This window comes from Nocardioides mangrovi, assembly GCF_020073815.1.
GTDB lineage: Bacteria > Actinomycetota > Actinomycetes > Propionibacteriales > Nocardioidaceae > Nocardioides > Nocardioides mangrovi.
The window spans coordinates 298,063-311,725 of the sequence record NZ_JAIQZJ010000003.1 but is presented as its reverse complement, the minus strand read 5'-3'; the positions used below and the strand labels follow the sequence as shown (position 1 = coordinate 311,725).

Annotated in this window: 14 protein-coding genes; 7 read left to right on the top strand and 7 right to left on the bottom strand. The window is 73.3% G+C overall.

Annotated features, from left to right (window positions below; translation table 11 throughout):
- Nucleotides 1-38 precede the first annotated feature (38 nt).
- Nucleotides 39-1,475: a polyprenol phosphomannose-dependent alpha 1,6 mannosyltransferase MptB gene (gene mptB, locus K8U61_RS08105; protein ID WP_224122626.1), complete on the bottom strand. Its 1,437-nt coding sequence runs from the start codon at nucleotides 1,473-1,475 to the stop codon at nucleotides 39-41.
- A gap of 143 nt (nucleotides 1,476-1,618) precedes the next feature.
- Here mptB and K8U61_RS08100 point away from each other — a divergent pair, with 143 nt between their 5' ends.
- From K8U61_RS08100 to K8U61_RS08080, 5 genes are all read left to right on the top strand, one after another.
- Nucleotides 1,619-2,446, top strand: coding sequence for an SGNH/GDSL hydrolase family protein (locus tag K8U61_RS08100; protein WP_224122494.1), 828 nt, complete (start codon nucleotides 1,619-1,621; stop codon nucleotides 2,444-2,446).
- 107 nt (nucleotides 2,447-2,553) lie between these two features.
- A complete protein-coding gene (locus K8U61_RS08095) occupies nucleotides 2,554-2,697 on the top strand; it encodes a hypothetical protein (RefSeq protein ID WP_224122493.1) in 144 nt (47 codons plus the stop codon).
- Nucleotides 2,698-2,779: 82 nt separating this feature from the next.
- Complete coding sequence (locus K8U61_RS08090; RefSeq protein ID WP_224122492.1) at nucleotides 2,780-3,961, top strand: cytochrome P450; 1,182 nt, start codon at nucleotides 2,780-2,782, stop codon at nucleotides 3,959-3,961.
- Nucleotides 3,958-4,419, top strand: coding sequence for a TetR/AcrR family transcriptional regulator (locus tag K8U61_RS08085; protein ID WP_224122491.1), 462 nt, complete (start codon nucleotides 3,958-3,960; stop codon nucleotides 4,417-4,419). The genes K8U61_RS08090 and K8U61_RS08085 overlap by 4 nt, the downstream gene beginning before the upstream one ends.
- Before the next feature lie 14 nt (nucleotides 4,420-4,433).
- Nucleotides 4,434-6,092: a DUF429 domain-containing protein gene (locus tag K8U61_RS08080; protein ID WP_224122490.1), complete on the top strand. Its 1,659-nt coding sequence runs from the start codon at nucleotides 4,434-4,436 to the stop codon at nucleotides 6,090-6,092.
- A 12-nt stretch (nucleotides 6,093-6,104) separates the two neighbouring features.
- Here the strand turns inward: K8U61_RS08080 and K8U61_RS08075 are convergent, their stop codons facing one another.
- On the bottom strand, nucleotides 6,105-7,505 hold the full coding sequence (locus K8U61_RS08075; protein ID WP_224122489.1) for a M1 family metallopeptidase: 1,401 nt from the start codon (nucleotides 7,503-7,505) through the stop codon (nucleotides 6,105-6,107).
- A gap of 53 nt (nucleotides 7,506-7,558) precedes the next feature.
- Between K8U61_RS08075 and K8U61_RS08070 the strand changes: the two genes are divergently transcribed.
- A complete protein-coding gene (locus K8U61_RS08070; RefSeq protein WP_224122488.1) occupies nucleotides 7,559-8,062 on the top strand; it encodes a mycothiol transferase in 504 nt (167 codons plus the stop codon).
- On the opposite strand, the gene K8U61_RS08065 is transcribed toward K8U61_RS08070, so the two are convergent.
- From K8U61_RS08065 to K8U61_RS08055, 3 genes are all read right to left on the bottom strand, one after another.
- The gene (locus K8U61_RS08065) at nucleotides 8,039-8,617 is read right to left on the bottom strand and encodes a hypothetical protein (RefSeq protein WP_224122487.1); all 579 of its coding nucleotides are present in this window, start codon (nucleotides 8,615-8,617) and stop codon (nucleotides 8,039-8,041) included. The two genes, K8U61_RS08070 and K8U61_RS08065, sit on opposite strands and share 24 nt — an antisense overlap.
- 113 nt (nucleotides 8,618-8,730) lie before the next feature.
- Nucleotides 8,731-10,194 (bottom strand): SDR family NAD(P)-dependent oxidoreductase, encoded by a 1,464-nt coding sequence (locus K8U61_RS08060; RefSeq protein ID WP_224122486.1) that lies wholly within the window; start codon nucleotides 10,192-10,194, stop codon nucleotides 8,731-8,733.
- On the bottom strand, nucleotides 10,191-11,474 hold the full coding sequence (locus K8U61_RS08055) for an MFS transporter (RefSeq protein WP_224122485.1): 1,284 nt from the start codon (nucleotides 11,472-11,474) through the stop codon (nucleotides 10,191-10,193). The genes K8U61_RS08060 and K8U61_RS08055 overlap by 4 nt, the downstream gene beginning before the upstream one ends.
- Nucleotides 11,475-11,530: 56 nt before the next feature.
- Between K8U61_RS08055 and K8U61_RS08050 the strand changes: the two genes are divergently transcribed.
- On the top strand, nucleotides 11,531-11,764 hold the full coding sequence (locus K8U61_RS08050; RefSeq protein ID WP_224122484.1) for a DUF4287 domain-containing protein: 234 nt from the start codon (nucleotides 11,531-11,533) through the stop codon (nucleotides 11,762-11,764).
- Nucleotides 11,765-11,889: 125 nt separating this feature from the next.
- Here the strand turns inward: K8U61_RS08050 and K8U61_RS08045 are convergent, their stop codons facing one another.
- Together K8U61_RS08045 and K8U61_RS08040 are read right to left on the bottom strand one after the other, a co-directional pair.
- A complete protein-coding gene (locus K8U61_RS08045) occupies nucleotides 11,890-12,966 on the bottom strand; it encodes a glycoside hydrolase family 6 protein (RefSeq protein ID WP_224122483.1) in 1,077 nt (358 codons plus the stop codon).
- Nucleotides 12,967-12,970: 4 nt separating this feature from the next.
- Nucleotides 12,971-13,582: a maleylpyruvate isomerase N-terminal domain-containing protein gene (locus K8U61_RS08040; protein WP_224122482.1), complete on the bottom strand. Its 612-nt coding sequence runs from the start codon at nucleotides 13,580-13,582 to the stop codon at nucleotides 12,971-12,973.
- Between the last annotated feature and the right edge of the window lie 81 nt (nucleotides 13,583-13,663).

Here is a 13,663-nt window from a genome sequence, read left to right as displayed (position 1 = left end):
GCGCCACCATTCGGGCACGCTGGCAGCGTTGCCGACGCTCAGAAGACGTCCAGTCTGCTCTCGCGCCGGCGCCTTGCCATCGCACCCGCCTGGAGGCGCTCGCGACGGCGGACCTCGACGGCTCCGGCGTAGCTCCGCAGCCGCAGCACGGTCAGGACCACCAGGCCGAGCACCACGACCACCTCGGCGGGTGCACCGCGCAGCGAGGAGTCGAGCGGCGCCGCGATCCCGAGCACCAGCGCGAGGTCGCGGACCAGTTGCTCGACCGGCCGCCGCCACGGCACGGCGGCGACGAAGGGCAGCGGCCAGAGGAAGTACCACTCCCGCACCGCGGGGCTCAGCACCAGCAGCGCCGTCACGAGCAGCGCGACGGCGCGGACGGCGTACGCCGGGTCGCCGGTGCGGCCGCGCAGCGCCAGCCACGCTGCGGCGACGGCGACCACAGCCAGGCCGAGCCCGCGGACGATGCTGGTCTCGCCGATCAGGATCCCGACCCAGGTCGTCATCGACAGCGGGGTCGGGACCAGCGCGGGCGCGTTGAGGGCGTGGATCCAGCCCGTGCCGACGCCGACCGCGATGCCGGAGCCGACGAGCACGCCGACCGCGACCGCGGCGACGACCAGCATCCGGCGCAGCCGCGGGTAGAGCGCTGCGGCGAGGGGCAGCGAGACCAGGGCGACCGCGATGCCGACCAGCCCCCCGGGCAGCTTGACCGCCGCCGCGGCGCCGGTGACGGCGGCCGCGAGCAGCAGCTGGCGCTCCATGGCCAGCGCGAGCGCGGCCGCCATCAGTCCGGCCATCACGAGGTCGTTGTGCACGCCGCCGACGCCGTGGACGACCGTGATCGGGGCGGCCAGCACCAGCGCCGAGGCGCGCGCGGGGTCGGCGCCGCCGGCGCGGGCCAGCCGCGGTGTCGCCCAGGCGAGCAGGGCGAGCCCGAGCAGGGCGAGCAGCCGGTATCCGATCACCATCAGCCAGGGGTTGTCGGTGAGCGCGGCGACCTGGGAACCCCAGCCCAGCGGCAGCGGTCCGTACGGCGCCGGGGTGTTCCACCAGAGCGGGTCGACGCCCTCCTTGATCTGGCCGTCGAAGATGCTGGGGGTCCAGATGTAGGGCGAGAGCCCGAGGTGGGTGAGGGCGCCCTGCGCGGCGTAGCTCCAGCCGTCGCGGCTGAAGAGAGGCGGGGCGAGCAGCAGCGGCAGGCTCCACGCCAGGCCCGCGATCCGCGCCGTCCGCAGCCGGTCGAGGGGGTCGCGACCGGTCTCGGGGTGGGTCGCGTGGAGCAGCGTCAGCCAGGCCGAGCCGAGAAGGGCCAGGCCCGCCATCACGACCACGAGCCCGAACATCCGGCCGGCGGTGCTGTCGCGGAGCGGCTCGAGGACAGGCGCGCTCGCCATCGGGCTCGACCAGGGCAGCACCTGGGTGATCAGGCCCCCGATGAGCACGAGCACGGGGCCGAGCACGCCGCGAGCCATCACGGGCCACACGGTAGGAACAGGCTCGACCTCGGGACCGACCACGGGCTGAACGCCCGGCCAAGTCTCGGTGTCGGGTGGTGTTCACCGACCCGTCCACTCCCGGTGACGGTCCGGTCGGGTCGCGCTGGTGCGCTCCGACCATGGGTCTTCGTCACCGGATCGCCGTCACGACGGGAGTCCTCGCGTTCGGCACCGCCACCGCGGCAGCGGGCGCGTCGTACGCGCTGCGCCGGCAGGCGGCCGCCGCGCGCGAGGTGATCGGCAAGCCGTTCGGCGAGGAGGCGCTCTTCTCCGACCGCGTCTACAAGGGCAAGTACGGCGACCCGGTCGACCTGCTCCTGCTCGGCGACTCGATCGCCGCCGGCCTGGGCGCCGACGGGCCGAAGCAGACCCTCGGCGCCGAGCTGGCCCGTCGACTGGCGAAGGCGACCCGGCGCGCGGTGCGGCTGCACACCGCCGCGGTCGTCGGCGCCGAGAGCTCCGACCTGGCCGGCCAGCTCGCGGCGCTGCCGGGCGGCTACCGCCCCGACGTCGCGGTGATCGTGGTCGGGGGCAACGACGTCATCCACCGGATCCGCCCGGTCGACTCGCGGCGGCACCTCGGCGCGGCGGTGTCCGCGCTGCGCGGCTCCGGCGCGGAGGTGGTCGTCGGCACCTGCCCCGACCTCGGCGCGCTCCGGGCCCTGCGCCAGCCGCTGCGTGGCCTCGGCTCGCGGGCGTCCCGGCAGCTGGCCGCGGTGCAGCGCGACGTGACCACGGAGCTGGGCGGCCGGGCGGTCGGGCTGGCCGAGGTGGTCGGCCCGTTCTTCATCGCCCAGCCGGACGAGATGTTCTCCCTCGACCGCTTCCACCCCTCCGGCGCCGGCTACCGCCGGACCGCGAAGGCGCTGCTGCCCTCGGTGCTGGCCGCGCTCGGCTACGCCGAGGACGTGCCGTTCGGGCACCACCCGCCCGCCCTCGTGGACTGAACCCGGTCGACTGAGGCACCTCATTTCGTGGTGGCCGGTGTATCTGGCGACGGAATCAGCACTCCTCCCGACGTCAACACCACGCCTTACGTCGGAGCATCGCTGTCATGAACCCCCTCACCGTGAACCCCGCCATCGTCCTCAACGAGCTGCACCGCAGCCCCTCCCGCCGCCCCGGTCGCACCCGCCAGGACCGCGCGGCCTCCGCCGCCCGGACCGCCCGGGTCGCGCTGCAGCGCGCGAGTCGCTGAGCCCGAGGGTTCGGCTGCCAGCAGCCGAGGCCTCGGCTGGCACCGTTGGACAAATCGGCCGATTTGTCTCACGATCGGACCCATGTACCGACCGGGGACAGCCGAGACCTGGGCCAGCCCATGGGCGTCGTACGCCGCGCTGCGTGACGACGACCCGGTCCACCACGTCGGGCGGCCGGGCGGCCGCGACTACTACGTGCTCTCCCGCCACGAGGACGTGCTGGCCGCCGCGGTCGACACCGCGACCTTCTCCTCCGCGCAGGGTCTCACCGTCGAGTACGACGAGCTCGAGACCATCGGCCTGGCCGACAACCTGCCGCTGGTGATGATGGACCCGCCCGACCACACCGCCTTCCGCAGGCTGGTGGCCCGCGGCTTCACCCCGCGCCAGATCGGCAGCCTCGAGCCCGAGGTCCGGGCGTTCGTCGTCGAGCGGCTCGAGCGGTTGCGCGCCGAGGGCGGCGGCGACGTCGTCGAGGCGCTCTTCAAGCCGCTGCCGACGATGGTCGTCGCGCACTACCTCGGGGTGCCGGCGGACGGCCGCGAGCGGTTCGACGACTGGACCCACGCGATCGTCTCCGCCAGCGCCGAGGGCGACATCACCGGCGCCACCCGCGCCAACCTCGAGATGACCGGCTACTTCGCCGAGCTCATCGAGCGCCGCCGGCGCGAGCCCGGCGACGACACCGTCTCCCACCTGGTCGCCGCGGGCGTCGCCGACGACGACGCCGGCATCCTCTCGATCCTCAGCTACGTCTTCGCGGTCGTCACCGGAGGCAACGACACCACGACCGGCATGCTCGGCGGAAGCGTGCAGCTGCTCGAGGAGCGCCGCGACCAGCGCCGCCTCCTGCTCGACGACCCCACGCTGGTCACGGACGCCGTCGAGGAGCTGCTCCGCCTCACCAGCCCGGTCCAGTGCCTCGCCCGCACCACCACCCGCGAGGTCGCGCTGCACGGCACCACGATCCCGGCCGGGCGCCGCACCCTCCTGCTGTACGGCGCCGCCAACCGCGACCCGCGCCGCTACGGCGCCGACGCCGACGAGCTCGACGTACGCCGGCGGCCCGGCCAGATCCTCACCTTCAGTCAGGGCAACCACCACTGCCTCGGCGCCGCGGCCGCGCGGATGCAGGCCCGGGTCGCGCTGGAGGAGCTGCTCGCCCGCTGCCCCGACTTCGCGGTCGACCTCGACGGGGTCCGCTGGGCGCCCGGGCCCTACGTCCGCCGCCCCACGACGGTCCCCTTCCGGGTGGCCGCGTGACCGACCAGACGGCCCGGATCCTCGACGCCGCAGCCGGCCTCTTCGCCGCGCACGGCGTCACCGCGGTCGGCATGGGCGAGATTGCGACGGCGGCGGGCTGCTCGCGCGCCACGCTCTACCGCTACTTCCCGGACCGGCACGCGCTCCACCTCGCCTTCGTGCAGCGCGAGGCGCGCCGGATCGTCGCGTTGCTGCCCACCGACGACCCGGTCGAGGCGGTGCTCGCCGCGCTGCGCGAGGTCCGCGCCCGGCCCGAGCTGCTCGCGTGGTTCGGCACCGCCGACGCCGGCACGACCGCGGCGCTCGCCCAGTCCGACGCCGTCCTCGGGATCCTCGGCGACGAGCAGACCGCCCGCTGGCTGGTCCGCGTCATCGTCTCGCTGCTCGTCGTGCCCGGCCGCGACGACGCCGAGGAGCGCGCATTGATCGAGCGGTTCGTCCTCCCATCGCTCCGGTAGGGCACCCTAGGTCCGTGTTCTACGTCGGCATCGACCTCGCCTGGGGGCAGCGCCAGCGCACCGGCGTCGCCGTCCTCGACGCCGAGGGACACCTCGTGCACCTGTCGTCGGTGCACTCCGACGAGGAGATCGAGGACGCGGTCGCGCCGTACGTCGAGGGCCCCTGCGTGGTCGGCCTCGACGCGCCGCTGATCGTGACCAACCAGACCGGGTCGCGGCAGGCCGAGAAGGACCTCAACCAGGACTTCCACCGCTTCGAGGCCGGCGCCCACCCGACCAACCTCGGCAAGCCCGAGATGGCCGACGGGCCGCGCGGCGCCCGGATCTGCAAGCGCCTCCGGCTGGACATGGACCCGCGCTCGGGCCGGGAGCGCCGCGCGATCGAGGTCTACCCGCACCCCGCGACGATCGTGCTCTTCAACCTCGCCAAGACCCTGAAGTACAAGGACAAGCGCGGCCGCACGCTCGACGGGCTCCAGGCCGAGCTGCTCCGGCTGATGGACCTGATGGAGCGGCTGGTGCCCCCCGACCCGACCTGGCGGGCGCTGCGCGTCCAGGTCGAGGACGCCACCACCAAGGCCGAGCTCGGCCGCGCCGAGGACCAGGTCGACGCCGTCGTCTGTGCGTACGTCGCCCTGATGGCCGACCGCTGGCCGACCCGGGTCACGACGTACGGCTCCTTCGAGCACGGCTACATCGTCACGCCCACCCTCCTCGACACCCACGGCGCGATCCAGCAGGCCGTCGCGGCGTACGCCGAGCGCCAGCCCGCGCTGGTCCGGGTCGCCGCCGACCTGGTCGTGCTGGTGACCTCGATCCTCGACGAGGCCGGCATCAACTACCTGAGCGTCGCGGGGCGAGCCAAGAGCGTCGAGTCCTTCGCGGCCAAGGCCGCGCGCACGGTCGACGGCGTGCCGGCCTACACCGACCCGCTGCGCGAGATCGGCGACCAGGTCGGGGTCCGGGTGATCACCTACGTGCACGCCGACGTCGCCGCGGTCGCCGAGGTGCTGGGCGCCCAGCTGGAGGTGCTCGACGACCGCGACCTCGGCCTCGAGACCGCCAGCCAGGGCCGCTTCGGCTACGCGAGCCGCCACCTGCAGATCACCCTGGACGACGGCGACGAGGGGCAGGTCGCCCAGGTCCAGGTGCGCACGGTCCTCCAGCACGCGTGGGCGGAGTTCGAGCACGACATCCGCTACAAGGGCAGCGTCCCGGCCGAGCACGCGCGCGACTTCGACCGCCGTTTCACCCTTGCCGCCGGGCTGCTCGAGCTCGCCGACCAGGAGTTCACCACGATCCGTGAGCGGCTTCGCGGCGCCGCCGTCGAGGAGCCGACCGGCGCCGGCGACGCGATCAGTCCGCGCGAGCTGGCCGCCTACCTCGCCGGCCAGTACGCCGACGCCGAGTGGTCGCGCCAGGACCACTACGGCTGGATCGCCGGCCTGCTCCCCGAGCTCGGCATCGCGACGCTCGCCGAGCTCGGCGACGTGCTCGCCGGGGTCGACGCCGAGACGATCGCGACGCGGATGGACTACAAGTACCCGCCCGGCGCGGTCCGTCGGCTCGACGACGCCCTGCTCGCGGCGTACGGCGAGCGCTACGTCGACCTGACCGGCAACGCCCACCGGGTGCCGCTGCTGCGCACCCGCCTGGAGCGGATGACCACGTAGGACCGGGGTGGGTCAGGCCGGCGGCCAGGTCGGCGACGTCAGCCAGGTCTCGAAGAAGTCGCCGAGGTCCTGGCCGGACAGCTCCTCGGCCATCGCCGCGAAGCCGGCGCGGTCGACGTTGGCGTCCGGCTGCGACTGCGGCCACTGCTGCACCAGCTGCCAGAAGGCGTCGTTGCCGATCTTCCCGCGCAGCTTCTCGTACATCGCCGAGGTGCAGTAGTAGACGCAGCCGCTGGCGAACATCCCCGGGTCGTAGTCGCCGGGGCCGCCCTGCTCGGCGCGGTCCCTCCGGTTCCGCTGGGAGAAGTAGTTGGTCCAGGCGCTCCAGGGCGCGCGGCCGTGGGAGGCCGACCAGCGCGCCTCGAGGTACATGGCCATGCCCTCGTTCATCCAGAGGTCGCTCCAGTCCGATGGCGTGACGGTGTCGCCGTACCACTGGTGCGCGACCTCGTGGACCAGGATCTCGCGGGGGATCTCACTGGCGGCCCACGTCTTCGCTCCGAAGGTGACCAGGGTCTGCGTCTCCATCGCCGACGCGCCCGGCACCACGACGACGCCGGCGCTCTCGAAGGGGTAGCGGCCGAGCCGGTCCTCCAGCCAGCGGAGGTCGGCGGGGAGGTGCCGCAGCACCTTCAGGTAGCGCTCCGGGTCGCTGCGCGGGAGCCAGTAGCTCAGTGGCAGGCCGTGCGGCCCCGTCGCCGTCCGGTGCACGTACGGCCCGACGGCGAGCGTGGTGAGGTACGTCGCCACCGGGTGCGCGAGGTGGAAGCGGGTCACCGTCCCGGCCGCGGTCCGCTTGCGGCTGAGCAGCCGTCCGTTGCTGACGCCGACCCAGCCCTTCGGTGCGGTGACGCGGACGTCGAGGAGCGCCTTGTCGGAGGGCTGGTCGTTGGCGGGGTACCACGTGAACGCGCCGTACGGCTCCTGCATCGTGCGCAGCTGGCCGTCCTTCGTGACCCGCATGCCGAGCCCGCCGCGCTGGTCGCTGCGGGTGGACGGCGCGGCGACGGTGTGCGGGGTGCCGCGGTAGCCGACGTGGACGAGGTAGCGCTGATCGGAGACCACGGGCTGCTCGACGTGCAGCACGGCGCCGTCGTGGGAGCTGGCGACGCGGGTGCCGTCGACGCTGACCTCCCTGACGTGCAGGGTGCGGCCGAGGTCGAGCTGGAGGTCGTCGGCGTCCGCGGTGGCGCGCAGGGTGATGTCGGCCGAGCCGACGAGCGTCCGGCTGCCCCGGTGCCACCGCAGGTCGAGGCCGTAGTGGAGGACGTCGACGCCGGGATCGCCGTGCTGGGGGTAGTAGCTGTCCTCCCGCGGCGTCGACAGCCCGCCGTCGTACGACGGGGCGGCGGCCGCCGGCAGCGCGACCGCGGTGAGGAGCGTCGTGGCGATCAGGGCCGAGAGGGTGCGCACACGGGCGCACTACCCGATGGGCCGCGGACCAAACGGTCGGTAGCGTCGGGGTCATGACTCCGGCAGACGTCTTCATCGACTTCTTCGAGCGGATCCTGGAGAACGGCGAGGCCGCGGTCGACGGGCTCACCGACGACCAGCTCGCCCACCGCCCGACCCCCGACGCCAACTCGGTCGCCTGGCTCGTCTGGCACGCCGCGCGCGTGCAGGACGCCCAGGTCGCCCACCTCGCGGGCTCCGACGAGGTCTGGCTGACCGACGGGTGGTGCGAGCGCTTCGGGCTCGACCTCGACCCGCACGAGCACGGCTACGGGCACACCAGCGAGCAGGTGGGGAAGGTGCGCGCCAGCGCCGAGCTGCTGGCGGCGTACCTCCGCGCCGCGCACGAGGCCACCGTCGCCTACCTGCGCACCGTCACCGAGGCGGACCTGGACGACGTCGTGGACACCCACTGGGACCCGCCGGTGACCCGCGGTGTCCGGCTGGTCAGCATCGTCGACGACGACGCGCAGCACGTCGGCCAGGCCGCCTACCTACGCGGGCTGCTCCCCAGCTGACTCCTCCTCGAGCCGCTTCCTGATCCGGCCCATGCCGGGCAGGTGCCCGACCAGCTCGTCGAGCTGGCCGACGATCTCGAGCAGCCTGCGCAGGTCGCCGGACACGTTGTCCATGCCGGCCACCACCGGGACGACCTCCTCGATCCGCACCGTGAGTGCGGGGAGGTCGGCGAAGGTGGGCTCGAGCTGGTCGAGCAGCGCGGTCGTACGCCGGACCGGGTCGGTCGCGCTCGCGACCACCACGTCCGCCGCCTCGCGGGTCGCGTCGACGCGGTCGACGACGGCGGCGGTGCGCCGCAGCAGTGCGTCGGCCTCGGCGAGGAGCTCCTCCGCGGCGGTGATCAGCGCCGCCGTGCGGGGCACCAGGCCGGCGAGGTCGTCGACGAAGGCCGACGCCCGCTCGAGCAGGCGGGGAAGGTCGCGCGGACCGGGGAGCGCGGGCAGGTGCACGGGGCTCAGCTGCCCGCGGCAGCCGCCCCGGAGACTGCGCCCGCCGGCACGACGCAGCCCGCCGTCACGGGCGCTCCCTCGCAGCACGGCCGGATGTACCCGCACCGATCACACCTCGAGTGCGAGGTCTCCCACCGCATCGTCGCCCCGCAGCCGTCGCACTCCATCGCGTCCATGGGGCCGATCGTCGCACCGCAGGACCTCGGGCTGCCGACGACTCACCAGGGGCTGGGCTGGAAGTCCTTGAGGAAGTGGCCGTAGAGGTCCTCGCCGGCCTCGCCGCGCACGATCGGGTCGTAGACGCGGGCGGCGCCGTCGACCAGGTCGAGGGGCGCGTGCCAGCCCTCGGCCGCGATGCGCAGCTTGTCCGCGTGCGGGCGCTCGTCGGTGATCCAGCCGGTGTCCACCGCGTTCATCAGGATCCGGTCGGTCTCGAACATCTCGCCCGCGCTGGTGCGGGTCAGCATGTTGAGCGCCGCCTTGGCCATGTTGGTGTGCGGGTGCCCGGCGCCCTTGTAGCGGCGGCCGCCGAACTGGCCCTCCATCGCCGACACGTTGACGACGTAGGTACGCCGCGCCGGCGACTGCCGCATCGAGGCGCGCAGCCGCGAGATGAGCAGGAACGGCGCGGTCGCGTTGCACAGCTGCACCTCGAGCAGCTCCAGCGGGTCGACCTGGTCGACGGTCTGGGTCCAGGAGTTGTTGACCTGGATGTCGGGCAGCAGGCCGCCCGCGTCGACGGCCGTGCCGGCGAGGTGCGCCTCGAGCGAGGCGTGGCCGGCCTGCAGCGCGAGCGCCGTGATGGAGGCGGGCGTGTGGGCCGGCGTCTCGTGGTGGGCGACGGCGTGCTGCTTCAGCGTGCCGGCGATCGCCGCGGGGTGGGCGTCGCTGATGTGGTCGAAGCTCACGATCTCGGGCAGCCGCACGCCGGTCGGCAGGGGCGCCCGCTCGGCCTCGACGAGCGGCCGGTAGGAGCCCGGCGTCCGGCGTACCGTCTGGCAGGCGTTGTTGATCAGGATGTCGAGCGGCCCGGCGGCGGCGACCTCGTCCGCCAGCGAGATGACCTGGGTCGGGTCGCGCAGGTCGATGCCGACGATCGTGAGGCGGTCGATCCAGTCGGCGCTGTCCTCGAGGGCGGAGAAGCGGCGCACGGCGTCGTGCGGGAACCGCGTCGTGATGGTGGTGTGCGCGCCGTCGCGCAGCAGGCGCAGGGCGATGTACATGCCGATCTTGGCGCGCCCGCCCGTGAGCAGCGCGCGGCGCCCGGTGAGGTCGGTGCCCTGGCCGCGCTTGGCGTGCGACATCGCCGCGCAGCTCGGGCAGAGGTAGTGGTAGAAGGCGTCGACGAGGGTGTAGTCGCTCTTGCAGATGTAGCAGCCGCGGGGGTTGATGAGCTCGCCCGCGAAGGCGCCGGGCGCGGTCGAGACCAGCGGGATGCCCTGCGTCTCGTCGTCGATCCGCATCGGCGAGCCGGTCGCCGTGGCCTCGGTGATCGCGCGGTCGTGGGCCAGCTCGGCCTGACGCTTGCGCAGGCGGCGCTCGGCCTTGAGCGCCTTGTACATGTGCGACGCCGCGCGCTTGACGGTCACCAGGTCGGGGTCGGACTCGTCGAGGTGGTGCAGCTGACCCAGCACACGCACGGTCGTGGCGAGGTCGTCCGGGTCGATCGCGGGGCGGTTCACCGGGCGATGGTAGGTGCGCGGGTGACCCGGTACCGAATGAACGACGGCACCGCGAGGGCCGCGACCACCACGCCGACCACGACCAGGATGCCGCCGCCGGCAGCGGCGGCCGCCGTACCGACCGCGGCGGCGCTGGCGCCGTGGACCACGTCGGCGATCCGCGGTCCGCCGGCGACGACGACGATGAAGACGCCCTGGAGCCGGCCGCGGACCGCGTCGGTCGCGGCGCTCTGGAGCATCGAGGTGCGGAACGCCGCGGACGCCATGTCGGCCGCGCCGCCGATCACCAGCATCAGCAGGGCGACCCAGAGCATGGTCGTCCGCCAGTGGTCCGCGAGCCCGACGGCGATGCCGAAGCCGGCCATCGCGGCACCCCAGACGACGATGCAGACCACGACGGCGTACCCCTGGCGCTCGACCCGCGAGACCCAGCCGGAGAAGACGCCGCCGATCACGGCGCCCGCCGGGATCGCGGCGTAGAGCAGGGCGAAGACGAGGCCGCCCTCGTCGGGGCCGTGGAAGTCGAGGTGCGCGATCTCGGGGAAGAGCGCGCGCGGCATGCCGAAGATCATCGCGATCAGGTCGACCACGAAGGACATGAGCAGCACCGAGTGGCCCGCGAGGTAGCGGAAGCCCTCGATCACCGACCGCAGCCCGGGCGTGGTCGTGGGGCCCTCGACCGGGAGCCGCGGCAGCCGGACCACGGCGCTCATGGTGGCGAAGAGCGTGATGCTGTCGATCAGGTAGAGCCACCGGTAGCCGAGCACCGGGATCAGGACGCCCGCGACCAGCGGGCCGCCGATCGCGCCGGCCTGGAAGATCGTCATGTTGAGCGAGTTGGCGGCCGGCAGCAGCTCCGGGGGGAGCAGCTTGGGCAGCACCGCACTGCGGGTCGGCTGGTTGACCGCGAAGAAGGCCTGCTGGACGGAGAAGAGCCCCAGCAGCAGCCACACGTCGGTGTTGCCGGCGGCGGCCTGGACCCAGAAGAGCGCGCTGGTGCCGATCAGGCCGCTGGTGGTGATGATCAGCAGCGTGCGCCGGTCGAAGACGTCGGCCAGCGCGCCGCCCCACAGCCCGAAGATGATCAGCGGGACCAGGCCGAAGAGCCCGGTGAGGCCGACGTACGCCGAGGAGCCGGTGATGTCGTAGATCTGCGCCGGCACGGCCACGACCGTCAGCTGCGCGCCGATGACGGTGACGATGTTGGCCAGCCAGAGCCGGCGGAAGTGCTCGTTGCTCAGCGGCCGCGTGTCGGCGACGAGGCTGCGGAGGGAGGGCACGAGGACCGAACCTAGTCCCGCGATGAGTTCTTCCCCGCCACCGGGTCGGATCCGGTGTGAGTGAGACCGTGACCGCACAGGTGAAGGGCCCGGCGTCGTACTTCCCGTCGATCGAGAAGAAGTACGGCCGCCCGATCGAGGAGTGGCAGGCCGTGGTGCGCTCGGCCCCCGGCTACGGCGCGGGCGCCGCGCACATGGAGCTCGTGGCGCTCCTCAAGGACGAGCACGGCATGGGACACGGCCACGCGAACGCCGTCGTCGCCCACGTCCTCGCGGAGGACCGGGCGTGAGGCTGACCCTCGAGCTGCTGATCCCGCGCGAAGCAGGAATCACCGGTGCACCGGTGACTCCTGCACTTCTCAGGTGTTGCAACGGCCGAGAAGTGACAGGAAGGCCTGAGAAGTAACCGGTCGGCTCAGCAGCTGGTGGACTCGGGACGGTGCAGGAGCCGGTCGGCGAGGAAGTCGCACCACTGCCCGGAGGGCGGGCCGCCGTTGACGGTGCCGTCGGACTCCCCGGGGTGCTTGACCCACAGGGTGCCGTCGAAGGCACCCTGGAAGACCAGGCGCGGCTTCTTGCCCAGCCGCGCCCAGGTCGGGTTGATCGTGTCGTAGCCCGCGTCGGCCGGCGGGGTCGCGCCGTTGCGCGAGGTGTCGATGACGTAGTGCTTGTGCTTGATCCCGAGCTTGCGCAGGCCCTTGAGCATCAACGCGGCGTACTTCTTCTCGGCGGCGGTGGGGCGGAAGTTCGACACGTTGGTGCTGATGCCGCGGGTGTACTTCACGCCGGCCTGCTTGAGGTAGCTCGGTCGGTCGTCGTACGGCGTCCAGTTCGAGTGACCGGCGTCGAGGTAGACCCACGCGCCGGTGCTGCTCAGCTTCTTCGACGCGAAGCGGAGCATCTGCTGCCAGCCGGCCGGCTTCGTCGGGCAGGTCGTCGTCGAGCTGCTGAAGAGCGCGAGCGCGTCGGGCTCGAGGACCACCAGCGCCTTCTTCTTCTCCAGGCCCTTGGCGAGCTGCGAGATCCAGGCGCGGTACTGCGCGGCGGTGGTCAGCGGGTTGCCGGAGGAGTACTGACCGCAGTCGCGGCCCGGGATGCCGTAGACCGACAGGACCGGGGTCTTGTGGGCGGCGAGGGCGTCGCCGGTGTACTCGTTCACCTTGGCGCGGACCGCGTCCGTGCCGTAGGCCTCCGGGATCACCCAGAACGCCTGCGACATCTGCCCGATCCGGGTCCGGTAGACCCCGCCCTGGTTGTAGGCCGGCATCTTCGGGTCGACGAAGAGGCCCTGCGAGCGGCGCGGATCCCGGCGCTGCGGCTTCGCCTGGGCCTGGTGCTGCTCGGCGTGGGCGGCCGGTGCGGCGTACGTCGTCCCCGCGGCCGGGGTGTCGCTCGCCAGCGCCGCGCCGGTGCCCACGAGTGCGGGCACGGCCAGCAGCGCCACGACCGTGACGAGGGCGCGTGAGCGCAGGGGAGTATCCCGAGGGAGCACCTACTCAGGGTACGGGCTGATCGTCCTCCCGGGGCCCGAAGATGCAGAGCTCGTCCAGCTGCTCGGGGGAGAGCGCGAGGCCCCAGGCCCGCATCTGGGCGCGCGAGCGCCGGGAGAAGAGCGCCCGGAAGAGCTCGTAGCCGTCGACGTCGGGCGGGATCCCGGCGGAGCCGAACTTCATCGGCGCGACGCCGGCGAGCACCGGCTGCCACATCGGCTCGCCGAGCATGCCGAGCCCGAGGGCCTCGTGCAGGTCGGCGTGGTGGACCGCGATGTCCCAGACCAGCGCCGGCCGCGGGTTGTCGACGACGGACTCGGCGAGCGCGTCCTGGTGGGAGCGGATCTCGGCGGTGAGATCCGTGACCGGGAGCGCGTGCCGCTCGCCCACGTGCCGGGCCGTCCACTCCGGCCCCGGGGCGCCGTCCATCCGGCCGGTCACCGCGTCGGAGGCGCCGCCGGCGAGGTGGGCGAAGACGTCGTGCACGGTCCACGCCGGGCTGCCCGGCACGACCCGGCCGAGCTGGTCGTCGGTCAGCTCGGAGCCGAGGGCGGAGATCGCGGCCACGTGCTCGCGGTAGAGGCTTCCCCAGTCGGTCCTGGCCGCGGTGTCCGTCATGCAGCGACGGTAGGCGCCCCGCCGTTTTTCGGGAAGGGTGTCGTATCCGGGCGCACGCGTTCGTGGTGTGGATGACGGGCC